Source organism: Meiothermus granaticius NBRC 107808 (assembly GCF_003574355.1).
GTDB classification, from domain to species: domain Bacteria; phylum Deinococcota; class Deinococci; order Deinococcales; family Thermaceae; genus Meiothermus; species Meiothermus granaticius.
On sequence record NZ_QWLB01000024.1, the window covers coordinates 31,512 to 52,533 of the forward strand.

Consider the following 21,022-nt stretch of genomic DNA (forward strand, 5'->3'; position numbering starts at 1 on the left):
GGTTCCTGGCGCAGGGTGTGACGCTAGGAGCCCTATGCGCCTGATGTTCCTCTTGCTGCTGGTCTTAGGGGGCCTTGGCTGGGCCCAAAGCCCCCTCGAGTTCAGCGAGCTGTATGGCAGGATCACCATTCGCGGGGTGGAGTTTTCCCCCAAACTCCAAGCCCTAAACGGCAAGACCGTGAGCATGACCGGCTGGATGGCCCCCCCGCTCAAGCCCAAATTGGACTTCTTCGTGCTGACCAAAGTCCCGCTGGCCACCTGCCCCTTCTGCTCCACTGCCGCCGACTGGCCACCGGACATCGTGCTGGTGATCATGCCTCCGGGGCGGGCGGCCGAGCCCACCACCCGACGCATCCAGGTCACCGGGCGGCTCGAGATCGGCATCAAAACCGATGAGGACACGGGTTTTGTCAGCCTGGTACGCATCTATGCCGACAAGATCAGCGAAGCCCGGTAAAAGGAGGCCCCCATGGCCGATGTGCGGCTGCTCGGCATAACCCAACGCTACGGCGAGGAGGTAACCCTCCGCTTGCCCGACCTTGAGCTCGACTGGGGTCAGCAGGTGGCCTTGCTGGGGCCCTCCGGCAGCGGGAAAACCACCCTGCTCCACATTCTGGCCGGTCTGCGCCTGCCCAGCCAGGGTGAGGTCTGGGTAGGGGGGCAGGACCTGACCCAGCTCTCCGAGGCCCAGCGGGACGCCTACCGCCGGAGCACCGTGGGATACCTGTTCCAAGACTTCTACCTGGCCGAGGGGTACAGCGCGCTCGAGAACGTTCTCCTGGGGCTGGGGGTGGCGGGGATCCGTGGACGGGCGGCCCAGGGCCGGGCTGCGGAGGTGTTGACCCAGCTGGGGCTGGGCCAGCGCCTTGGCCATGCTCCACGGCACCTCTCCACCGGCGAACGACAGCGGGTAGCCCTGGCCCGCGCGGTGGCCCACCGGCCCCGGCTCCTGCTGGCCGACGAGCCCACCGCCCACCTGGACCGGGCTCGAGCCACCACCGCTCTGGACCTGCTCACCCAAACCGCGGCTTCGCTTCGTGCACTGTTGGTCGTGGCCACCCATGACCCCTGGGTGATGGCCCGCTTTCCCCAGCAGATCGAGCTATCCAGCCCCCCCTCGGCCCCGGTCCAGGAGGAAGCCCGATGACCCTTTGGATCGTACTGCGCAACCTGCGGGTGCGGGCTCTGGCCACCCTCCTGACCCTCCTGGGGGTGGCTTTGGCTACCGCCACCGCCCTGGTGGTGCCGCTGGTGCTGCGCTCCTTGGAGCGCGGGGCCGCCGATGCGGCCCAGGTCTTCGACCTACTCATCAGCGCCAAAGGCAGCCCCACCCAGGCGGTGCTCTCGAGCCTCTACCTGCTCCAACCGCCCATCGCCAACCTGCCCTACGCTACCTATGCGGACCTCGAGCGCGACCCTCGCGCACGCCTGGTGATCCCCCTAGGGTTTGGGGACAACTACCAGGGGTTTCCCCTGCTGGGCACCAACACCCAGGTGTTTGAGCTGCGGCTCAAGCCCACCCTGCCGCCCTACTTCCGGCTGCGCCAGGGGCGGCCCTTCCGGAGTACCTACGAGGCGGTGTTGGGGGCCCGGGCCGCCCAGGCCACCGGCCTGAAGGTAGGGGACCAATTTCTGAGCGCCCACGGCTTCTTCGCCACCCAGCAAGAAGCCGCCGAGGCCAGGGAGCACCATCAGGAGGAGAAGTACCGGGTGGTGGGGCTGCTCGAGCCCACCGGTGGCCCCTGGGATCGGGCCCTGCTGGTCCCCATCCAGGCCTACTGGGAGGTGCATGAAGAGGGGGCGGCCCAACGCCAGGTGACCGCGGTGCTCTTCACCGGCAAGCGCCTCTCCGACGTGTATCAGGTGGCCCAGGAGGTCAACCGGGGAACCCAGGCCCAGGCGGTGTTCCCCGGCCAGGTCTTTGCCCAGACCAAGGATGTCCTCCTGCAAGGGCAGTCGGCCTATGGGGCCCTCTCGCTGCTGGTGCTGTTTCTGGCGGCCCTGCTGATCTGGCAGGGGGTCTATGCCCAGGGCCTGGAGCGCCGCCGCCGCACCGCCTTGCTGCGGGCCCTGGGGGCCGGACGGGGAGTGGTCTTTGGGGTCGTGCTGCTGGAGACCCTGCTCGAGGTGGCGATCGGGGTGCTGCTGGGCATCCTGTTGGGCTGGGGCCTGGCTGCGCTGGGTTCAGGACTCCTGGGCGAGCGCTTGGGGTTCTTCCTCCCCCCACCCCTGCTCGAGGTGGGCCTAATCGGGCGGGTGCTGTTGCTGCTGCCCCTGGGGGTGCTGGCCGCACTGCCTCCGGCGATTCAAGCCGCGCGCGAAAGCCCGCTCGAGTACGTTTAGCCCAGTTCAGCGGTGAACGTAAATCTTTGCGCTGCTGGCGGGAAAGGTGTCCCCCAGCTGTCCGCCCTGGGTCTCGAGCTCGTAGTTAAAGGTCAGCTCACGCCAGGCCCCCTCCGGGAAGGGAATGGCCAGGGCTTGATCCTCGTCCTTGAGGTTGGCCACCACCAAAACCTCGGCCTCACCAAACCCCCGCCGGTAGGCGATCATCTTCTGCTCCTCCTCGAGGTAAAGGACTTCGAACTCCTCCCCCTTGAGCGCTGGCGAGCCCTGGCGCAGCTTGGCTAAGAAGGCGTAGTGCTCCTTGAGGTGGAGGCCATAGTCCGCCCGCAAAAGCTCCCACTGCAACGGGCGAATTTCCCGGGGTCGGTGACCGCCGAACTCCTGCCCCTGATAGAGCATGGGGTTGCCCATCGCAGTAAAGAGCAGGCTGGCCCCCAGCTTGTTTTTCCGGGCGGCCTTCTCACCCAAAATGCTGGCTTCTCCCAGCTTCTCCATCAGGGTAAACTCGTCGTGGGATTCGATGTAGTTCACCACCCGCCCCGGCGAGATGTACCCATCGTTGCGCGGGTCGAGCACCTTCAACAGCTCCTCCGCGCTCCAACCCTCGGCTTCGCAGAGGGTCTTGGCCGCGACAACCTCGAAGTGCTGATGCCAGGCCCCGTCGGCAGGGGCCTCCGGCCCGGCGATGCTGGGGTCCTCGGGAATATGCTCCGCCACGATGTAAAAGGGCTTACCCCCTGCGTGGGATTTGGCCGTTTCGCGCACCGCCCGCACAAACTCAAAGTTGTTGAGGGTGGCGGTGGCGTCCAGGCGGTAGCCGTCGATGTGGTATTCCTCGACCCAGTAGCGCACCACCTCGAGGCCGAACGTAAAGGCCGGACGAAGCCCAAGCCGATCATCGGTCCGCTCGTAGTCGAACTTGGGGCCGAAGCTTGGCTCGCCCTCCCGAGGGTCACGAAACCAGTAGTAGAAATCTATCTTGTTGAGGGGGTTTTCGACCTCGGTGTGGTTGAGCACGATGTCCATGATCAGCCGCATGCCCCGAGCGTGGCACTCATCCACCAGGCGCTTGAAGTCCTCGGGGCTGCCGTAAGCGTTCTCCAGCGCAAAGGGGTGGCGCACATTGTACCCCCAGCTTCGCCCCATGGGGAAAGCCGCGACCGGCATGAGCTCGAGCGCGTTCACCCCTAGGTCGCGCAGGTAGTCCAGTCTACCGATGAGATCGTGGAAGGTGCCCTGGGTGCCCTGGTGAAAGCCAAATTCCCCCACATGCAGCTCGTACAGAATCAGCTCGTTATCCTGCGGCAGGGGGACATCGTCGTGTTGCCAGGCGTAGTCCGGGGCGGTGGTCACATCCCGACCCTCCCGCACCACCCTCACCGCGGCATCGCCGTTTTGCGGATCCACCAACCGGGCCTGCGGATCAGGGATCTCCACCACCTCCCCCAACATGAAGGGAGAGAGCGAGGGCAGGCGAAACTTATAGCCATGGCGCCCATCGGGAAGCTCGAGCTCGACGCGCCAGTACCCCTTAGGGTCTCGGTGCAGGGGGATGGGCTGATCGCTCCAAGAGCCGATCAACTCCACCCTCTTTGAATACGGCGCGAACAGTTGAAATGAGATCATGCACTCTCCTTGCAGACGGGACCAATACCCAAGCCAGGCTAGAAATCTGGGCTGAACCCCAATTTAGCCCCCGCTGAGCCCCTCCTGAGGGCCCCGCAGCCGCTACAATTGGCCTGTGCCTGCTCTGCCCATCCACACCCATCTGCCCGCCTTGCGTGCAGCCCTGAAGGAGCAGCCCATCGTGATCCTGCAAGCCCCCCCAGGGGCCGGAAAGAGCACGGTGGTCCCCCTCGAGCTCCTGCACGAGCCGTGGCTTAGGGGCCAGAAGATCGTGATGCTCGAGCCCCGGCGCCTGGCCGCCCGGGCTGTGGCCGCCCGGATGGCCGCGCAGCTCGGGGAGGCCCTGGGGCAGACGGTGGGGTACCGGGTGCGGTTCGAGAGCCAGGTAAGCCCACAAACCCGACTCGAGGTGCTCACCGAGGGCATCCTCACCCGCTGGCTGCAGCGCGACCCTGGACTGGAAGGGATCGGGCTGGTGATCTTTGACGAGTTTCACGAGCGCAGCCTCGAGAGCGACCTGGCCCTAGCCCTGGTCCGCCAGGTCCAGGCCCTGCTGCGAGAAGACCTGCGCCTGCTCCTGATGTCCGCTACGCTCGAGGCCAAAGGTTTGAGCGCGGCCTTGGGGGAGGCCCCGGTGCTGCAGGCTGAAGGTCGTCAGTACCCCGTAGAGCTCCATTACCTACCCAAAGACCCCGAGGGCCCCCTTCCAGGCACGGTCGCAGCAGGGATCTCACGGGCCCTATCCGAGGCTCGAGGGGATGTCCTGGCCTTTCTGCCTGGGGTGGGGGAGATCGCCCGCACCCAGGCCATCCTGGCCGAGCGCCACCCCGAGGTGCTCATTCGGCCTCTGTACGGCGATCTACCCCTGGAGGCTCAGCAAGCCGCCCTCCTCCCCGACCCCCAGCGGCGCAAGGTGGTGCTGGCGACCTCCATCGCCGAGACCAGCCTGACCATCGAGGGGATCGGGGTGGTGGTGGATTCTGGGTTTGCTCGAGCCTCACGCTTTGACCCAGGCAGCGGACTCCCCCGCCTCGAGACCGTCCGGGTCACTCGCGACGCAGCGGATCAACGGGCCGGGCGAGCCGGTCGCCTGGGACCGGGGGTGGCCTACCGGCTGTGGAGTGAGCCCACCCAGCGGGGGCTTCTGGCCCAGCGGCCCCCGGAAATTTTAGAGGCCGATCTAACCCCCTTGCTGCTGACGCTGGCGGCCTGGGGAATTCGCGAGGTGAACGAGCTTTCATGGATCACACCCCCGCCCCCCGGGGCCATACGGCAGGCCCAGGCCCTGCTCCAAACGCTGGGGGCCCTGGAGGGGGGTGGGTTGAGCCCTCGAGGAGAGCAGATGCTCGAGTGGCCTACCCATCCCCGCATCGCCCACCTGCTGCTGGAGAGCCGCTCGCTCGGTCTGCAAGCGCTGGCCGCAGACGTGGCTGCGCTGCTGGAGGAGCGGGACCCGCTGCCACGGGCAGCGGGAGCCGACCTGGATTTACGGGTACAGGCCCTGCGCCAGTGGCGGGCCGGGCAGAGGGGCGAGGCCGGGGGGCTGAAGCGGCTCGAGCGATTGGCCCAGGAGTGGCGCCGGCGCTTGGGAACCGATGTGGACAACCGCGCCCCAGACCCCTACGCCACGGGCCTATTGTTGGCGCAGGCCTATCCTGATCGGGTCGCCCAGTTGCGCGAGGGAAGCCGTACCCGATACCGCCTTTCGGGAGGGCGCGGGGTACGTCTTTCCGAGGAGGATCCGCTGGCCGGTTCCGGCTGGTTGGTGGCGGCTCACCTGGATGCGGGAAACGAGGAGGGTCGAGTTTTCCTGGCGGCCCCGGTTCATCCGGAGGAGCTGAAACCCCTGGCCCAGACCGTGGAGGCCGTAGGCTGGGACGCCAAAGCGGGGGCTCTGATAGCCCGGCAAGAGCTCAGGCTTGGCCAGGTGCTGCTGGAAAGCCAGCCGCTACAGCACCTCTCCGAGGCCCGCCGGGTGGCCATTCTGCTCGAGGTGGTGCGCTCGGAAGGCCTGGAGCTCCTGCCCTGGAGCGAAGCCCTGCGGCAGTGGCAAGCCCGGGTCCTTTCCCTGCGGAGCTGGCGGCCCCAGGAGGGGTGGCCGGAGGTCTCCGATGCGGGGCTGCTCGAGGGGCTCGAGGCCTGGCTCGGCCCCTGGCTGGGCGGAATCTCCCGGCGCGAAGGGTTCCAGCGCCTCGACCTAGGTCCGATCCTGACCGGCCTGCTGTCCTGGGAACAGCAGCGGCGGCTGGATGAACTGGCCCCCACCCATCTAGAGGTGCCCAGCGGCTCGAGGATTCGCCTTACCTACAGCCCGGAGGGCAGCCCGCCGGTTTTGGCGGTTAAGCTGCAAGAGCTGTTCGGCCTGGCCGATACCCCACGGGTCAATGCAGGCCGTACCCCAGTGATGCTGCATCTCTTGTCGCCGGCCCAGCGCCCCATCCAAATCACCCAGGATTTGCGCAGCTTCTGGCAAAATACCTACCCCGAGGTACGCAAGGAACTGCGCGGGCGCTACAACAAACACCCCTGGCCGGAAGACCCTTGGAGTGCCGAGCCCACCCGCAAAACCCACCGACGGGGCCGGTAGCCTTACTCCGGCCGGCTAACCCGTACCCTTCCCCGCCGCCGATTCTGGGTAAAGGTGCGGGGTTTGCGCACCCGCCCGGTGGCTACCGGGTAGCCCATCACGCTCAGAAAAGCCATGTTGGGCTGGGTCACATCTAGTCTCGAGTACTGCGCCACAATCGGCACGTCCGAGCGGACTCGAGCGGAGTAGGGGGTCTCTCGAGGGAGCTCATACCCGCCCAACCTCTCCGGCTGATCCAAGCGCAGGTGCAAGGAACGCCGGGCCCCCAGTCGAATTTCAATATCCAGCACCGGGTCTCGATCCTCAAAAAAGAGGTCAAGCCACACCTTGGCTGCACGCTCGCCGGTATTCACCAGGCAAATGCAGTCGTGGCCCACGTATTTCCCCTCGGGGCCTTTAGCCGGCAGATAACCGTCAGGGAAAATCCACACCTTTGCGCCTTCCATGGGGTCCTCCCAAAAAGAGGGGCGCACAGAAGTGCACCCCAGGTCTCTAGAGCCAAGCCGCTCTGCAAAAGCTCAGAAGTTAAACTTGTCAATGTTGCTCTTGTTGAAGATGAAGGGCTTACCCAACAGAATTTGTAGGCTGATGTTGTCCTTGGTCACGGTAAACTCGCCCAAGCGTCCCGCTTTGATCTTGGCCCCTTCCTTGAGGGTGCCATCTACCGCAGCCCGCGCGGCATAAATCGAGAGGTATCCCAGATCAATGGGGTTCCAAAGCACTACATCCCGCACCGTGCCGTCCTTGACAAAGGGGGCCATCTGCTTGGGCGTGGAAAGCCCCACCACCGCCACCTTCCCGCTCTTTCCGGCCTGCTTTACCGCATCGGCAGCACCGGGAAAAGCCACCGACGAAAGGGCGAAGATGCCCTTTAGGTCAGGATAGGCTTTCATCAAATCCTGAGCGGCTTGAAAGGCTTTTTGCTGATCTTCCCCAGGAGCTTTGGTGTCCACAATCTTGAAGTTGGGGTATTCCTTGGCAATCTTGGCCTTCATTGCCGCGATCCAGGAGTTCTGGTTGGGAGCGGTAAGGTCGGAGGTGATGATGGCCGCCGGACCGTTCTTGCCGATCTGGTCCACCATGCTGTCGAGCAAGGCCTCACCAATCCCGGTAAAGGTGGCCTGGTTGCAGAACACATCCCGCGAATCGGCATCCGCGTCCCAGGTGACCACCTTGATCCCGGCGTCGCGGGCCTTCTGCAGGGCCGGAGCCAGGGCCTTGGGGTCGTTGGCTGCGACCGAGATCACGTCCACCTTAGCCTGGATGGCGTTCTCGATCAGCTCGATCTGCTTGGCTGCGCTGGCCTCGGTGGGCCCAACGTAGCGCAGGGTCACGTTGCCGAGTTCCTTAGCGGCTTCCTCGGCCCCCTTTTGGGTGGCGTTGAAGTAGTCAATACCGACCAGCTTGGGGATCATCACCACAGTGATCTTCTTGCCAGCCTGGGCCATCGCCAAAGCACTGGCCAGGACCATCGCCAGCACGCTGAGCCATATCCACACACGCTTCATGGGTTCCTCCTCGAGACGTTTCTGCCGAGCTTCTTAACAACCCCTGAACCAACCCCGATTTTCCGATGGCTTTCGTGAACCTCGCACCTCCTCTTTCAGTTGCGCCCCAGGCGCAACCGAATGACCTGGTTGAGCAGCACTGCCACCAGCAAAATAGCCCCGATAATGATGGCTTGCTGTTCGGCAGGGATGAAAGCTAAGGTCAAACCATTGCGTACCACCCCGACCAGAAGGAGTCCTAGCAAGGTGCCCACCACGCTGCCGGACCCCCCGGCGATTGAGGCCCCACCCAGCACCACCGCGGTGATGGCATCCAGTTCAGTGCCTATCCCGGCGTCAGAGCGGGCGGAGGAAACTCGAGCGGTGAAGATCACCCCGGCCAGCCCCGCCAGCAAACCAGAGAGGGTGTACACCCACACCAGCACCCGGTTCACCGGAACCCCGGAGAAGCGCGCAGCGGTAGGGTTATTGCCGATGGCGTACACGAAGCGCCCAAAGGTACTGCGGGCCAGCACCACACCCACCCCCAGGGCCAACAGCACCAAGAGAAAGAGCTGGTTGGGCACCGGGCCCAGGTAGCCAGCCCCTAGAGCCAAGAAAGCCTTGGGATAGTTGCCAAAGGAGTGGGCCTGGGAAATGCCCAGGGCCAACCCCCGAAAAATCGCCAGTGTGGCCAGGGTAACGATCAGCGGCGGGATTCCTGCTCGAGTGATGAGCTGTCCATTGATCCAGCCACACAGCGCGCCGGTGGCTACACCCAGCAGGGCCGCCAGCCAGATATTCAATCCCGCTGTGTATAGGAACCCCATGGTGATGCCCGAGAGTCCCAGCACCGACCCAACCGAGAGGTCTATTCCCCCGGTGATGATGACCAGGGTCATGCCCAAGGCCATCAGCCCGACCTCGGTGACGATCCGGGTGATCTCAAAGAAGTTGGAGAGGCTCAAAAAGGCCGGTGAGAGGCTGTTCATGTACAGCACCGCAATTACCAGCCCCAACACCAGCACCAGTTCCGACCAAGGGATGTTGAGGGTCCTTGGCCTGGACTTGAGGCTCATGCCGACCTCCGCAGCAGCCTACGCACCCAGCTCCCCTCGAGCGCCCCCCGCCGCCGGGCCGCATCCAGGGCCACCGCAAGCAGGATGAATAAGCCCTGCAGGGCCTGTTCCCAGTAGGCTGAAACGTGCAAAAAGGTCAGAGCGGTGCCGGTGACCCCTACCAAAAGTGCCCCCAGAAACGAGCCAAAGACCGTTCCCGAGCCACCAAAAATGTTGGTTCCCCCCACCACCACCGCAGTGATCACCAAGAACTCAAAGCCCTGTCCGGTGTTGGACTGCACGGTGGTGAAGCGGGTGGCAAAGGCCATCGTAGCCAGCCCCACCAAGGCCCCGGCCAGTACGAATACCGAGATATAGGTACGCTCCACATTGATCCCGGCCAACCGGGCCGCTGCCGGGTTAGAGCCCACCGCATACAGCGAGCGCCCCCAGCGGGTATGCGAGAGGACAAAGGCCCCAATCAGCAAGGTGAGCAGCATCAACCAGACTGGGTTGGGTAGCCCGAACGTAGTCCCGGTTCCCACCGCACGGAAATTGGCGGGCAGGTCGTAGATCCAAGTTCCCCCGGTGAGCAGGATGATCACTCCGCGAATCACGGTCAGGGTTCCCAGGGTGACGATGATGCTGGGAATCCGGGCATAGGCCACCAGCAGCCCATTCACCAGACCAATCGCTGCTCCAGTAGCGATGGCGTAGAGAAAAACCAGCGGAATGGGTACCCCGGCTTTGGCGCTCAAGCCAGCCACCGTCGAGCAAGCCGCCAGGATGGCCCCGATCGAGATGTCGATCTGCGCGGTCAGGATCACCGCGGTCATGCCGATGGCCGCGATGGTGATGTAGGAGATGTTGACCAGGATATCCGAGGCGTTCTTGGCGTTGTAGAACTCCGGCGCGAACACCGCCAGCACCATCCCCAACCCCCCTAGGAAAACCATGATGGAAAGCTCTCGGCCTCGGTCAACGTACATGGATCCTCCCTTGGGCGATCCCCCGAACCGCCCCACAGTGGGAAAACACCGGGTGGGTTATGCCGGTACCTCCGTCGCAATCGAGCCGGTAGCCGCGCGCATCACATCTTCCTGGCTCGAGCCCCGGGGCAGCTCGGCCACCAGACGACCTCGGTGCATCACCAGGATGCGGTCGGCCATCCCCAGCACCTCGACCAGCTCGGAAGAGATCATCAGGATACCCAGCCCCTGGGAGACCAGGTCGTCCATCAGCCGGTGAATCTCGGCCTTGGCCCCCACATCCACCCCCTGGGTGGGCTCGTCCAGAATCAGCACCTTGGGGCGGGTCGCCAGCCATTTGGCGATCACCACCTTCTGTTGATTGCCGCCGGAGAGGGCCGAGGCCGCCAGGCTCGCCAGCGGAGGGCGGATGTCAAGCTTCCGGCTGAACTCCTGGAACACCTGCTCCTCGAGGCCCCGGTCCAGCCAGCCTCCCAGGCGCAGCAGCGGCAAGGTCATGTTCTTCCCCAGGGAAAACGGCAAGATCAACCCCTGCCGCCCCCGATCTTCCGGCAGCATGGCCACCCCCCGCTCGATCGCCGCCTGAGGATTGGGAGGAACCGGCTTGCCCTCCAACAGGATTTCCCCCCCTTCGCGGCGGTCCAGCCCGAAGATGGCTCGAGCGACTTCGGTACGGCCAGAACCCACCAGCCCCGCCAGCCCCACGATCTCGCCCTCGTGCACGGTGAAGCTGACCTCTTTGAGCAGCCCCGCCCCACTGAGACCCCGCACCTCCAGGAGCGGCTTTCCCTGAGGTCTGGGGTTGCGGGGAAAGAGCTGTCCGGCCGCCCGCCCCACCATCCTGGAGATTAGCCAGTTGGAATCAAACCCTCCCGCCTGGGCGCTTCCGGCCACCTCGCCATCCCGCAGCACCGTCACCCGGTCGGCTAGGGCAAACACCTCCTCGAGGCGATGGGTGATGTAGATCATCGCCACCCCCTGAGCCCGCAAGCCCCGCACCACCTCCATCAGGCGTTCGGCGTCGCGGGTGGTGAGGGCCGCGGTAGGTTCATCCAGGATCAGGATGCGGGCCTGTTGCAAAAGCGCCTTGGCAATCTCCACCAACTGGGCCCGGGCCTTACCCAGATCTCCCAATCGGGCCCGCAGGGGCAGCTCCATACCCAGCCGCTCCAGCAGCTCTTTAGCCCGGATGTTCATCTGGACCCAGTTAATCCGCCCACCCCGCATGGGCTGATGCCCCATGAAGAGGTTCTCCAGCACGCTCAGGTCAGGGTATAGGCTGGTCTCTTGGTAGATGGTGGCTATCCCAGCGGCCTGGGCCTGGCGCGGGGAGGCAAATGTGGTCTCCACCCCCTCGAGCACGATCCTCCCGCTGTCAGGGCGGTATGCTCCGGAGAGGATCTTGATCAGGGTGCTCTTCCCGGCCCCATTCTCCCCCAGCAAGGCGTGGATCTCTCCTGGCCGGAGGTCAAAGGAAACCCCGCGCAGGGCCTGAATCCCCCCAAAGCGCTTCTCCAGGCCCTCTAGCTGGAGCAGCGGGGTTTTAGCGGCCATTGCGTCGCCCCTCGCTCACCGAAAGCACCCGAACCTGTTCCTGAAGGCCCTCGAGGCTGCCGCTTGGGGCATCGGTAATGAGGGCGTCCAGCGTATCCAAGGGCACCACCGAGGCCAGCGCCACCACCCCCAGCTTGGAGGCATCCACCAGGGCAAACGCCTCCCGGGCCGTGCGCAGCAGGGCCCGCTTTAAGTCCACCTCCGCCAGGTGCGAGTCGGTCAGGCCCGCTTGGGGGTCCAAGCCTTGAACCGAAAAAAAGGCTTTGTCGGTGTGCAGGCCGCTCAGGCTGGCCAAGGCGATCGGGCCCACAAAGGAGTGGGTTTGCAAGCGCAGGGTGCCGCCAACCCCGATCACCTCGGTGCGGCTGGAGGAAAGCTCGACCAGCGCATCCAGGCCATTGGTCACCACCGTGATGGGGCGATCCCGCAAGGCTTTGGCCAGGTACAGCGCGCTGGTGGAGCAGTCCAAGGCCACGGTATCCCCATCGTGGACCAGGGTGGCGGCGAGTGTGGCCATCCGCAGCTTGGCCTCGCGGTTACGCTCGAGCCGCGCCTGATGCGAAACCTCCCGGGCCACTCGAGTGGCCAGCCGGGCCCCACCGAAAACCCGCTCCACCACCCCTGACTCGGCCAGAACCTCGAGGTCCCGCCGCACGGTCATCTCCGAAACCCCAAACCGCTCGGCCAGCTCGCCAATGGGCAACACCTGCTTGTCCGAAAGCAGGCGCTTGATCTCCTCCTGCCGTTGGCTGGGTAAAAGGGCGGGCACATTCACGAGATTCAGGGCTCCTGGGCGAAGTGAAAGGCTTGCTTGTGTGAACTTTTGATAGGCTAACACACAAGTTCACAAAGCGCAACGGCCCGCCCCCATTCAAGGCCCTGAATGGGGAAGTTCAATCCTGCTTACAGAAAACGCTCCGCAAACTCCGGTCTGGGGGTCCAGCAGGTCTGGCGCTTACCGAAGATGCGGTAGCGATGGCGGGCCATCCAGCGGTAGGCCTTATCCCGCCAGGGCTTGGGCAGGACCCGCAGCCCAGCTCCCAACCTCCATACGCCGCCCAGCCGGTACAGGATATGCAGCACGGCATCGGACTCGAGCCACACCCTCCCCCCCTCCATCACCACCACGCTGTCGGCCAAGGCCTCCTCGGCCCGAATCTGGTGCTGGGCCAGCAGGCGCTGCCCCGCCGTGGACTGCTGGGAGGCAAAACGGAACCGCCCCTGCGGATCCCGCCGCAGGATGAACTGCACGGTAGCGCTGCACAGGTTACAGAACCCATCGAACAGCACCACCGTTTTCCCCCCTTCCCCAGGCATGGGCTGAAGGGCGGATGGCGATTGGCGAACTGGCCCCATCCCGTACCCCTTTGCCCAGTCTGCCCCTTACCGGCCCGAGGGAAAGCGGCCCATCCCCCCGTTGCCCTGGCCAGGGGCGAGCGGCCCTGGGATGGGGTGTTGCAACCGCTATACTGTCAGGGTGGGGTACAGGGTTACCCCAGCCAAGCTATGCGACTGGTTGTGTTGAGTGGACAAAGTGGGGCAGGGCTAACCTCGGCCCGGATGGCGCTCGAGGATCTTGGCTATTACTCGGTGGAAAATCTCCCGCCGGAGCTATGGCCCGATCTGTTGGACTCGCTGGCCAGCGCGGGGGTGAAGAAGGTGGTGGTGGTGGTGGACATCCGCACCCGCAAGCTGCTGGAGGACGCCGAGGCCATTCTGAGTCAGCTGCACCCCTTCATCATCTACCTCGAGGCCAAAAGCGATGTGCTCCTCAAGCGCTACAACCTCTCGCGCCGGGTACATCCGCTGGGGATGGGCAACTTGCTGCGCGAGATCGAGGAGGAACGGCAGGCCCTAACCCCCTTCCGGGACCGGGCCGACCTGGTCATTGACACCTCAGAGCGCACCCCCCGTCAGCTCAAGGCCATCCTCGAGCGGGCCCTGGGAGAGGAGGAGGGGTTTCTGCTGCGGCTGCTCTCCTTCGGCTTTAAGTGGGGGCCGCCTCCCGATGCAGATGTGGTGCTGGATGTGCGAGCCCTACCCAACCCCTTCTACGAAGCCCGGCTCAAATCCTTGCCGGGTACCGACCCCGAGGTGGCCGCCTACGTTTTCGCAGACCCAGCCTTTGATCCTTTCTACCGAGCCCTCCTCACCACCACCGGCCTCTCGGCGGAAGGAGCGAGGGCCAGCGGACGGGCTGCTTACACCGTGGCCATCGGCTGCACTGGGGGCCAGCACCGCAGCGTGGCGGTAGCCGAGCGTCTGGCCCAGGAGCTTTCCGGGCGGTTCAGGGTTGAACTGGAGCACCGTGATCTGGAAAAGAACCAAGCCGCCTAACCTGGGGGCTAGCCGCTCGAGCCTGGCCGAGCTGAGCCAGGGCTGGCGGGCTCACCCTGCGGATGATCGCTTCTCCAGCGCCCTTCGGTGGTGGCTGCCCGGGATGCGGGTCAAGCGCTACGCCGCCATCGCTTTGGTCGGCGTGCTGATGATGTTTTTAGGGGTGGTCCACTTCACCTGGCAAACCAGTCTGATCACCCTGTTCATCCAGCTGGTCCATTCCACTGGTTTCGCCGTACCCAAGTGGTTTTCTGGGCTCCTGTGGTTCAGCGGGGGGATGATCCTCTTCTTGCTGGGGCTACGCTGGATGAACCGCAGCATGCTTTCTGCCGTTACCGACGTGGGTTCGGTGTCCAAGCAGGTGTACATCAGCCGCAAGCTGGGGGCGGGGGCCCGTATCGTGGCGCTGGGCGGTGGGACAGGCCTATCCAGGGTGTTGCGGGGGCTCAAGATGGAAACCGCCAACATCACCGCGGTGGTGGCGGTTACCGACGACGGGGGCAGCACTGGACGGCTGCGGGCCAGCTTCGGGGTTCCGGCGGTGGGGGATCTGGTGGACTGCCTAGCCGCCCTCTCGGATGCAGAAGGGCTGCCTGAGCTGATGGAGTACCGGTTTCAGCGGGGCGAGGAGCTCAAGGGCCATACCTTCGGCAACCTGATGCTGGTCTCGCTCTCGGAGCTCTCCGGTGACTTTGCCCACGCCATCCGCCAGGCCAACCAGGTGCTGCGGCTGCGGGGAGCGGTGTGGCCAGCAACCTTCGAGGCGGCTCGGCTGTGGGCCGAGCGCAGCGACGGCCAGCGGGTGGATGGGGAAACCGCCCTGCGCGAGCGGCCTGGGCGCCTGCTGCGGGCGGGACTCAACCCCAGCGGGGTGGTGGCCATGCCCGAGGCGGTAGCCGCGATCCAGCGGGCCGAGATGATCGTGCTGGGGCCGGGAAGCCTCTTCAGCAGCGTGATCCCCAGCTTTTTACCCCGGGGCATCCAAGCCGCGATCCAGCAGTCCCGGGCTCGGCTGGTCTATATCGCCAACATTATGAGCGAGCGCGGTGAAACCGAGGGCATGGACGTCTTTGACCACTACCAGGCGGTGGTGCAGCACCTAGGCCGCAAGCCCTCCACCGTGCTGGTGAATGTGGCCCCCATCCCCGAGGAGATCCTGATGCGCTACAAGGCCGAAGGGCAAGTCCCGGTGCGGTTCACCCCCTCGAGGTTCGAAGGGCAGGGGGTTCGGCTGATCACCGGGGATTTCCTCGAGCCCGGTTTTGCCCAGCACGATCCAGCCAAACTGGTCCGCGCGCTTATGGACCTGCGTTAACCCAATCTTTCTACGGCTTCATGATCCCCCTCCTCCTCACCGACCCTATCGGCGACGACCACGGACTAGGCTATGCCTACCCCCGAGCGGCCCTCTTTGCCGAGGCGGGCTTTGCCGACCTCACCGGTTTTGAGGCCCTCGAGCGGGGCCAAAAGCTGGTACTGCGGGTGCGGCTTCACCGCTACCCCAACGCCCTGAATGCCCCCCATGGTTTTTCGTTGGCTACGGTGGCGATCTACCTGCAGGAGAACGAGGGCGGCAGCCCAAATTTGCCCGGTGCAGGGTTCCGCGCTCCAGCCGGGCAGGGGTGGCACCGGGCCTATCTCCTCACCGGCTGGACTGCTGAGGAGCGGCTCCCCGACGGGAGGGCTCAACCCGTGGGCCTGGAGAAGCGCGAGGATTGGCTGGAGGTGACGCCCACGCTGCCCCCAGGCGACTACCGATACTACGTGGCGGTGGGGATTTACGATCCCTTCGACCCTTGGTACTTCCGCCAGGTACGGCCAGGGGGCGGGGCCTGGAGCCTAGATGGCCCTGCCGGGGCTCCGGCTGCCGTGGATGTGCTGGCCTCTTCCCAACCCCAGGCCTACTCGAGCCGGGTGCTGGAACCCGTACAGGCCCAGCGACCGCTTCGGCTGCCCCTGGCCCTCTTGAGCGCGGGGTTGGGCTTGCTGATGCTGCTGTTGGCCTTTCGGTTTCCCCACCGCTAAGCAACCCCGTTTCAGATGGGGTTCTCGGCCTCTCTGCGAAGGCCCCCCTCGGATTTGAACCTCTTTAGGGGCCCTCTTCTCTTACCCTGAGGGGGTGCGCATCGGGACCCTTCTCCTCATCTTGGCCCTCTCGGGGGCATGGCTGGTACGGGGGATACAGTCTCGCCCCATCCCTCACGGGCCGGGGGTGCTGGCCCCGTATCCCCCGGTGCAGACTGCCCTCCCCAAGCCGGGAACCCTGGAGTTCAAGGGCTATACCCTGAGTGCGGTGGCCCAGTTCGAGCTCGAGGCGCGGGTACTCTCCAAACACCTCTACCGCTACGACGCGGGGGCCCAACTCTCCCCGGTAGATCTGGCCTTGGGCTGGGGGCGGATGTCGGACTCAGCGGTTTTGCGGTACTTCAACATCCGCCAGTCCGACCGCTTCTACTTCTGGAGCGCCGACGAGCTACCGATCCCCTACGAGGAGGTGGTCACCAGCAGCGCCAACATGCACCTAATCCCCCCCGATGAGCGGATGGCGGGATACCTCGAGGGGCTTAAACCTGGCAATCTGGTCCACATCAAGGGATACCTGGTCAATGTCCGCGGCCCGAACGGGTTTACCTGGAACACCTCGCTCAGCCGCGCCGACAGCGGGGCAGGGGCTTGCGAGCTGGTTTGGGTGCAGAGCCTGAGCGTCCGCTGAATTCCGCTCGAGCGGGGCCTCAACCCGGGGTCAAGCCACAGACGGGCCCTCGAGCTCCGTTATGCTATAAGCGTGATTGCGCCGACTGTTTTAGATCAATATCGTAATCAGACCTTCCAGCCTGGAAAGGTGCAAACCCTCGAGCAGGCCGTCCGGTTCGTTCGAGAACGCGGCTTCATCTTCTTCTGGCCCATCCAGGGGATCCCTCTGCCCAGCCTGTGGGTAGCGGTGGCGGGGGATCGCCCGGTCGCCAGCAACCAAAGCGACCCTGGACACATCACCTGGACCTGGAAGGACCGCCTTCTGGGCAAGAAGCGCTGGTACTACGCCAAAGTCTTGAAGCGCAAGGGCACCCTGATCGGCCTCGAGCTGGCCCCGGCCTTTTACGCCCTTAGCCAGAACTACGGCGACCCCGAGGAGGATTACCTCGAGCAGTACCGTGAGGGCCAGCTCAGCACGGAAGCCAAGCAGGTCTATGAGGTTCTGCTGGCCGAAGGCCCGCTGCACACCCAGCTCCTGCGCAAGAAAGCCGGGCTCAAGAACGAGCTATACCGGTTTGGAAAAGCCCTCGAGGAGCTCCAGGCCGATTTCAAGATCCTGCCCATCGGCGTGGTCAAAGCCGGACGGTGGAAGTATGCCTTCGAGTACGAGTGTGTGCACCGCCATTATCCCGAGCTGCTGACCCAAGCCCGTCGCCTGAGCAGCCCAGAGGCGCGCAGCCAGATCCTCGAGGCCTATTTTCGCTCGTTGGGAGCGGCCCTGCTCAGCGAGGTCCGCAAGCTCTTGAGCTGGGATTTGGAGGACACCCTCGAGGCTTTAGAGATCCTCGTGGCTAAAGGGCGTTTGGTCAGTTCAGAAGACCCCACCCCCAACCGTGCGTTCATCCTGGCGGAGCTACTCGCTCAGGCCAAGACTGGGATAGACCCGGCCACCTCGAGGCCCCCCCGGCGGTCTCGCCCCCGCGCAACCCGGTAGCTCGGGCTCAACCCACCGGCTGCCCTGCCGCTTCCACCAAAAGGCGGAAGATCCCCCACTGCTGCGGTAAAAGTTCGGGATGCCACTGCACCCCTAGGAAGAAGGGGTGCCCCTCCAGGTATACCGCCTCCACCACCCCATCTGGGGCCGCGGCCACCGAGCGTAGCCCTGGGGCCAAATCCTTGAGGGCCTGATGGTGGTAGGAGTTAACCCGGAAGCGCGGTTCAAACAAGCCCTTCAGCGGGCTTTCCCCGATCTGCTCCAGGCTATGCGCGAGCACCCCCGGCTCCGATTTCTGCGCGTGCTGAACAGCCCCAAAACCCTGGGTCGGCAAGTCCTGGTACAAGCTGCCCCCCAGCGCCACATTCATCACCTGAATCCCCCGGCAGATGCCCAGAGCAGGAAGGCCGTGTTCGGCGGCATAACGGGCGATGAACAGCTCCAGCGCATCCCGTTCCAGGCTCACCTCCCCCAGCTCCGGAATGGGTTCCTCGCCAAAACGGGCTGGGTCCACATCCACCCCCCCAGGCAACAACACCCCATCCAGCCTCTTTAGGATTTCCAGCAGCCGAGGCTCGAGCTGGGGCGGTAGAAGAACCACCCCTGCGCCCTGCGCCTCCAAGGCCTTTAGGTATGGATCCAGCAGGCCCCAGATTTTATAACGCATGAGGCCCTCGGTCGTGCGATACTGAGAACTGACGCCTATGAGCATAGCCCAATCTAACGCCCTACGGCCCGAATTCCAAGCCGCACTGCACGAAGCCAGCCGGTTTTTCGAGACCCCCTTTTACGCCTATGACCTCGAGAGCCTGCGGAATCGGATAGAGACCCTACAGGCCGCCTTTCCCAGCGCGGAGATCTTCTATGCCATGAAGGCCAACCCCCGGCTGGGCCTCCTGCGCCGCTTCCTCGAGTGGGGTCTCAACCTCGAGGCGGTGAGCCTGGGGGAGGTTCACCGGGCCTACCGGGCGGGGTTTCAGCGAACCGAGGTGCTGCTCAATGGGCCGGTCAAAACCCCGGCCACCCTCGAGGAGCTGGCGGAGATCGGCATCCCCATCCTGGGCCTGGATTCGCTCGCAGACATTCGGCGGGTCGCCCAAATACTGCCCGGCTCGAGGGTCCTGTTGCGGGTGAACCCCGATCTTCCCATCAGCACCCACGACCACCTGGCCACCGGACGGGGGGAGAGCAAGTTCGGAATCCTCCCCGAGGACCTGGGGGAGGCACTGGACGTCGCCCGCAAGGGGGACCTCGAGGTTCTAGGGCTGCACGTTCACCTGGGCTCAGCCCTCTCCCGGCCCGAGGACTACCATGCTGGGTACGAGGTAATGCGGCAGCTATACCTTCAGCACGGGCCGTTCGAGGTGCTCAACCTGGGGGGGGGGTTTGGGCTGGACCTGAATCCAGCCGAGCTGGCCCCATCCGCGACCGCACTGGCCAAGGCCTTTGATGCCGAGCTGTGGCTCGAGCCGGGCCGCTACCTGGTCGCCGAGGCCGGGGTTTTGGTCACCAAAATCTGGGGGACCAAGCGCACCCGGCGCAACTTCATGCTGGTAGATGCTGGGATGATGACCCTGCTGCGCCCAATGCTCTATGGGGCCCAGCACCCCATTTTGCCGCTCTACACCGGTCGGAAGACGGAAACCTGGGACCTGGCCGGCCCGGTCTGCGAGTCCGGGGATATCCTGGCCAAAGAGGTGCGGCTCCCCACCCCCAAAGAAGGGGACGCGCTGGCCATCCTCCAAGCGGGGGCTTATGGCAGCAGCATGAGCAGCAACTATCTCGACTACCCCCGGCCCCTCGAGCTCTTGTGGAATGGGGGCGAGTGGGAGGTTCTGCGGCGCAAACAAAGCTGGGAAAGCCTCTTCGCTGACGAGCTTTAGCAGCCCTTCCGGCGGCAGAGCAGGAACCCTGTCGTCCCTTACTGACAGCGGGCACCCCGCGCAATAGGCTGGAAGGGATGTACCTGACCTTTGGCCTGCCCTGGCTGCTGGCGCTCCTGCCGCCCACGCTGGGGCTGGTGTGGTGGTGGTATCGCCGCAAGCGGCCCCCAGAGCGCAGGGTCGCGGGGCTGTGGCTGTGGCAAAAGGCCCAGCGCCAAGGGCGGTCTCGGCGCCGCCTAGACCTGCGGCTGCTCCTGTTGTTGTTGGCGGCGGCACTGATGGTCTTGGCCCTGGCCGCCCCTCGGCTGGCCCTGGAGCGGCCCGGAGAGGTCATCGTGGTGATCAGTGCGGCGGCCTCTATGGGGGCCACGGATCTGCCCCCCAGCCGCCTCGAGCGGGCCAAAGCGGAGGCCCGTAAGCAGTTGAGCAGAGCCCCCAGGGCGGTCTTGGTGGTGGCCGCCGAGCAGCCCCAAAGCTTCGGGCCTGCCCTGGGTAGAACGCTGCTCGAGCCCCTGGCAACCCTTCGCGCAACCGCCCGGAGCGCAGACCTGGCAGCGGCCATCGCCCGGGGCAAGGGGCAGCTCCCAGGGGCCCGGACCCTGGTGATCGCCGATGCCCCTGCACCCCTGGGAGCCGATGGCTACATCAACGTGGCTGGGAACGGGCCCAACGTGGGGATCACCGCGGTAGGGCCGGGCTTCATGGCCCTGGCCAATGCCGGGCCCGGCCCCTGGAGGGGGACGGTGAGCGTAAACGGGAAAAGCTACCCCGTCCAGGTTCCCGCTGGGGGCTACTCGAGCCTGGAGGTCCCCGCCCAAACCTTCCAAGCCCGGATCGAGGTGAACGACGCCCTGGCCCTCGACAACACCGCCCGCTTCGACCTGCGCCGGGTGCGGGTAGCGGTTTCGGGCGACTCCCCCGCGCTCGAGCGGTTGCTGGGGCTGTTAGGAACCTCGCGGGCCCGCCCCGCCGAGCTGGCCTTTGGGATCGGTACCCCCCCGGCGGTTCCGGCCGAATTCACCGTGTATTTCGCCCCGACCTCGAGCGGCCAGGCCCAGGTGTTTGACGTGGAGCGCACCCTGCCCTACCTGCGGGGGGCCGAGCTGGTGGGGTATACCCTGGACATCCCACCCAAGCCGGAGGGAAGCGGCTGGCAGCCCCTGGCGGTGAGCGAGGACGGGCAGGCTCTGGCTTGGTACCGTCCGAATGGCCTCTACCTGCCCCCTATAGAGAGCCTGCAAAACCTTCCGGCCTTTCCGGTTTTGCTCTACAACCTCATCGCTCCCCGCGCTGCGGTACGCGAGGGATTGCTCTCGAGCCAACAAACCCTGCTTCCCCGCCCTTCGCCCAACCAGCCTCTACCCCCCTCTTTTCAGCTCAGCCTCGCCCCGTGGCTGGCCCTGCTGGCCGCCCTCCTGTTGGCGGCGGAGTTTTATCGCTTCCAGGCCCGCCCCCCCAAGCCCCCCGAAG

Annotated in this window: 20 protein-coding genes; 11 read left to right on the forward strand and 9 right to left on the reverse strand. The window is 65.1% G+C overall.

Annotation, left to right across the window (positions count from 1 at the left end; translation table 11 throughout):
- Nucleotides 1–34 precede the first annotated feature (34 nt).
- From Mgrana_RS09750 to Mgrana_RS09760, 3 genes are read left to right on the forward strand one after another with little or no spacing between them, the layout of a single operon-like run.
- Nucleotides 35–457, forward strand: coding sequence for a hypothetical protein (locus Mgrana_RS09750; RefSeq protein WP_119357419.1), 423 nt, complete (start codon nucleotides 35–37; stop codon nucleotides 455–457).
- Between the two features lie 12 nt (nucleotides 458–469).
- Nucleotides 470–1,147 (forward strand): ABC transporter ATP-binding protein, encoded by a 678-nt coding sequence (locus Mgrana_RS09755; protein ID WP_119357420.1) that lies wholly within the window; start codon nucleotides 470–472, stop codon nucleotides 1,145–1,147.
- A complete protein-coding gene (locus Mgrana_RS09760) occupies nucleotides 1,144–2,343 on the forward strand; it encodes an FtsX-like permease family protein (protein WP_119357421.1) in 1,200 nt (399 codons plus the stop codon). Before Mgrana_RS09755 ends, Mgrana_RS09760 begins: the two co-directional genes overlap by 4 nt.
- Before the next feature lie 6 nt (nucleotides 2,344–2,349).
- Here the strand turns inward: Mgrana_RS09760 and Mgrana_RS09765 are convergent, their stop codons facing one another.
- Nucleotides 2,350–3,969 (reverse strand): alpha-amylase family glycosyl hydrolase, encoded by a 1,620-nt coding sequence (locus tag Mgrana_RS09765; protein ID WP_119357422.1) that lies wholly within the window; start codon nucleotides 3,967–3,969, stop codon nucleotides 2,350–2,352.
- Between the two features lie 115 nt (nucleotides 3,970–4,084).
- On the opposite strand from Mgrana_RS09765, the gene hrpB reads away from it, so the two are divergent.
- Complete coding sequence (gene hrpB / locus Mgrana_RS09770) at nucleotides 4,085–6,556, forward strand: ATP-dependent helicase HrpB (RefSeq protein ID WP_119357423.1); 2,472 nt, start codon at nucleotides 4,085–4,087, stop codon at nucleotides 6,554–6,556.
- 2 nt (nucleotides 6,557–6,558) lie between these two features.
- Here the strand turns inward: hrpB and Mgrana_RS09775 are convergent, their stop codons facing one another.
- From Mgrana_RS09775 to Mgrana_RS09805, 7 genes are all read right to left on the reverse strand, one after another.
- Nucleotides 6,559–7,002: a sensory rhodopsin transducer gene (locus Mgrana_RS09775; protein WP_119357424.1), complete on the reverse strand. Its 444-nt coding sequence runs from the start codon at nucleotides 7,000–7,002 to the stop codon at nucleotides 6,559–6,561.
- A gap of 72 nt (nucleotides 7,003–7,074) precedes the next feature.
- A complete protein-coding gene (locus Mgrana_RS09780) occupies nucleotides 7,075–8,064 on the reverse strand; it encodes an autoinducer 2 ABC transporter substrate-binding protein (RefSeq protein ID WP_119357425.1) in 990 nt (329 codons plus the stop codon).
- A gap of 95 nt (nucleotides 8,065–8,159) precedes the next feature.
- A complete protein-coding gene (locus Mgrana_RS09785; RefSeq protein ID WP_119357426.1) occupies nucleotides 8,160–9,122 on the reverse strand; it encodes an ABC transporter permease in 963 nt (320 codons plus the stop codon).
- The gene (locus tag Mgrana_RS09790) at nucleotides 9,119–10,090 is read right to left on the reverse strand and encodes an ABC transporter permease (protein WP_119357427.1); all 972 of its coding nucleotides are present in this window, start codon (nucleotides 10,088–10,090) and stop codon (nucleotides 9,119–9,121) included. Before Mgrana_RS09790 ends, Mgrana_RS09785 begins: the two co-directional genes overlap by 4 nt.
- 57 nt (nucleotides 10,091–10,147) lie before the next feature.
- The gene (locus Mgrana_RS09795; RefSeq protein WP_119357428.1) at nucleotides 10,148–11,644 is read right to left on the reverse strand and encodes a sugar ABC transporter ATP-binding protein; all 1,497 of its coding nucleotides are present in this window, start codon (nucleotides 11,642–11,644) and stop codon (nucleotides 10,148–10,150) included.
- Nucleotides 11,634–12,419 (reverse strand): DeoR/GlpR family DNA-binding transcription regulator, encoded by a 786-nt coding sequence (locus Mgrana_RS09800; protein ID WP_170146440.1) that lies wholly within the window; start codon nucleotides 12,417–12,419, stop codon nucleotides 11,634–11,636. Before Mgrana_RS09800 ends, Mgrana_RS09795 begins: the two co-directional genes overlap by 11 nt.
- Before the next feature lie 128 nt (nucleotides 12,420–12,547).
- The gene (locus Mgrana_RS09805; protein ID WP_240631315.1) at nucleotides 12,548–13,000 is read right to left on the reverse strand and encodes a thiol-disulfide oxidoreductase DCC family protein; all 453 of its coding nucleotides are present in this window, start codon (nucleotides 12,998–13,000) and stop codon (nucleotides 12,548–12,550) included.
- Between the two features lie 150 nt (nucleotides 13,001–13,150).
- Between Mgrana_RS09805 and rapZ the strand changes: the two genes are divergently transcribed.
- The 5 genes from rapZ to Mgrana_RS09830 all read left to right on the forward strand — a co-directional run bounded on the left by rapZ (nucleotide 13,151) and on the right by Mgrana_RS09830 (nucleotide 17,669).
- Nucleotides 13,151–13,981: an RNase adapter RapZ gene (gene rapZ / locus Mgrana_RS09810; protein WP_119357431.1), complete on the forward strand. Its 831-nt coding sequence runs from the start codon at nucleotides 13,151–13,153 to the stop codon at nucleotides 13,979–13,981.
- A gap of 103 nt (nucleotides 13,982–14,084) precedes the next feature.
- The gene (locus Mgrana_RS09815) at nucleotides 14,085–15,296 is read left to right on the forward strand and encodes a gluconeogenesis factor YvcK family protein (protein ID WP_119357442.1); all 1,212 of its coding nucleotides are present in this window, start codon (nucleotides 14,085–14,087) and stop codon (nucleotides 15,294–15,296) included.
- A 20-nt stretch (nucleotides 15,297–15,316) separates the two neighbouring features.
- Nucleotides 15,317–16,006, forward strand: a complete 690-nt coding sequence (locus Mgrana_RS09820) for a glucodextranase DOMON-like domain-containing protein (protein WP_119357432.1) — start codon at nucleotides 15,317–15,319, stop codon at nucleotides 16,004–16,006.
- A gap of 94 nt (nucleotides 16,007–16,100) precedes the next feature.
- On the forward strand, nucleotides 16,101–16,694 hold the full coding sequence (locus tag Mgrana_RS09825) for a hypothetical protein (RefSeq protein ID WP_119357433.1): 594 nt from the start codon (nucleotides 16,101–16,103) through the stop codon (nucleotides 16,692–16,694).
- Between the two features lie 72 nt (nucleotides 16,695–16,766).
- Entirely contained in the window at nucleotides 16,767–17,669 is a 903-nt protein-coding gene (locus Mgrana_RS09830) for an AlkZ-related protein (protein WP_170146441.1), read from the forward strand.
- A gap of 7 nt (nucleotides 17,670–17,676) precedes the next feature.
- Here Mgrana_RS09830 and Mgrana_RS09835 read toward each other — a convergent pair whose 3' ends face one another.
- Entirely contained in the window at nucleotides 17,677–18,381 is a 705-nt protein-coding gene (locus Mgrana_RS09835) for a gamma-glutamyl-gamma-aminobutyrate hydrolase family protein (RefSeq protein WP_119357435.1), read from the reverse strand.
- Between Mgrana_RS09835 and lysA the strand changes: the two genes are divergently transcribed.
- Both lysA and Mgrana_RS16955 read left to right on the forward strand, forming a co-directional pair.
- Nucleotides 18,374–19,552 carry a diaminopimelate decarboxylase gene (gene lysA / locus Mgrana_RS09840; protein WP_119357436.1) on the forward strand — a complete coding sequence of 393 codons (1,179 nt, stop codon included), beginning with the start codon at nucleotides 18,374–18,376 and terminating at the stop codon, nucleotides 19,550–19,552. The genes Mgrana_RS09835 and lysA overlap by 8 nt on opposite strands.
- Before the next feature lie 77 nt (nucleotides 19,553–19,629).
- On the forward strand, nucleotides 19,630–21,022 hold a 1,393-nt coding region (locus Mgrana_RS16955; protein WP_206075074.1), incomplete at its 3' end, for a vWA domain-containing protein.

What these genes read in the sequence shown, in the direction of transcription:
- Mgrana_RS09760 (WP_119357421.1), top strand. Translation starts at nt 1,144, where the DNA reads ATGACCCTTTGGATCGTACTGCGCAACCTGCGGGTGCGGGCTCTGGCC.
- Mgrana_RS09750 (WP_119357419.1), top strand. Translation starts at nt 35, where the DNA reads ATGCGCCTGATGTTCCTCTTGCTGCTGGTCTTAGGGGGCCTTGGCTGG.
- rapZ (WP_119357431.1), top strand. Translation starts at nt 13,151, where the DNA reads ATGCGACTGGTTGTGTTGAGTGGACAAAGTGGGGCAGGGCTAACCTCG.
- lysA (WP_119357436.1), top strand. Translation starts at nt 18,374, where the DNA reads ATGAGCATAGCCCAATCTAACGCCCTACGGCCCGAATTCCAAGCCGCA.
- Mgrana_RS09785 (WP_119357426.1), bottom strand. Translation starts at nt 9,122, where the DNA reads ATGAGCCTCAAGTCCAGGCCAAGGACCCTCAACATCCCTTGGTCGGAA.
- Mgrana_RS09755 (WP_119357420.1), top strand. Translation starts at nt 470, where the DNA reads ATGGCCGATGTGCGGCTGCTCGGCATAACCCAACGCTACGGCGAGGAG.
- Mgrana_RS09765 (WP_119357422.1), bottom strand. Translation starts at nt 3,969, where the DNA reads ATGATCTCATTTCAACTGTTCGCGCCGTATTCAAAGAGGGTGGAGTTG.
- Mgrana_RS09805 (WP_240631315.1), bottom strand. Translation starts at nt 13,000, where the DNA reads ATGGGGCCAGTTCGCCAATCGCCATCCGCCCTTCAGCCCATGCCTGGG.
- Mgrana_RS09795 (WP_119357428.1), bottom strand. Translation starts at nt 11,644, where the DNA reads ATGGCCGCTAAAACCCCGCTGCTCCAGCTAGAGGGCCTGGAGAAGCGC.
- Mgrana_RS09780 (WP_119357425.1), bottom strand. Translation starts at nt 8,064, where the DNA reads ATGAAGCGTGTGTGGATATGGCTCAGCGTGCTGGCGATGGTCCTGGCC.
- Mgrana_RS09835 (WP_119357435.1), bottom strand. Translation starts at nt 18,381, where the DNA reads ATGCTCATAGGCGTCAGTTCTCAGTATCGCACGACCGAGGGCCTCATG.
- Mgrana_RS09790 (WP_119357427.1), bottom strand. Translation starts at nt 10,090, where the DNA reads ATGTACGTTGACCGAGGCCGAGAGCTTTCCATCATGGTTTTCCTAGGG.
- Mgrana_RS09815 (WP_119357442.1), top strand. Translation starts at nt 14,085, where the DNA reads ATGCGGGTCAAGCGCTACGCCGCCATCGCTTTGGTCGGCGTGCTGATG.
- Mgrana_RS09775 (WP_119357424.1), bottom strand. Translation starts at nt 7,002, where the DNA reads ATGGAAGGCGCAAAGGTGTGGATTTTCCCTGACGGTTATCTGCCGGCT.
- Mgrana_RS09820 (WP_119357432.1), top strand. Translation starts at nt 15,317, where the DNA reads ATGATCCCCCTCCTCCTCACCGACCCTATCGGCGACGACCACGGACTA.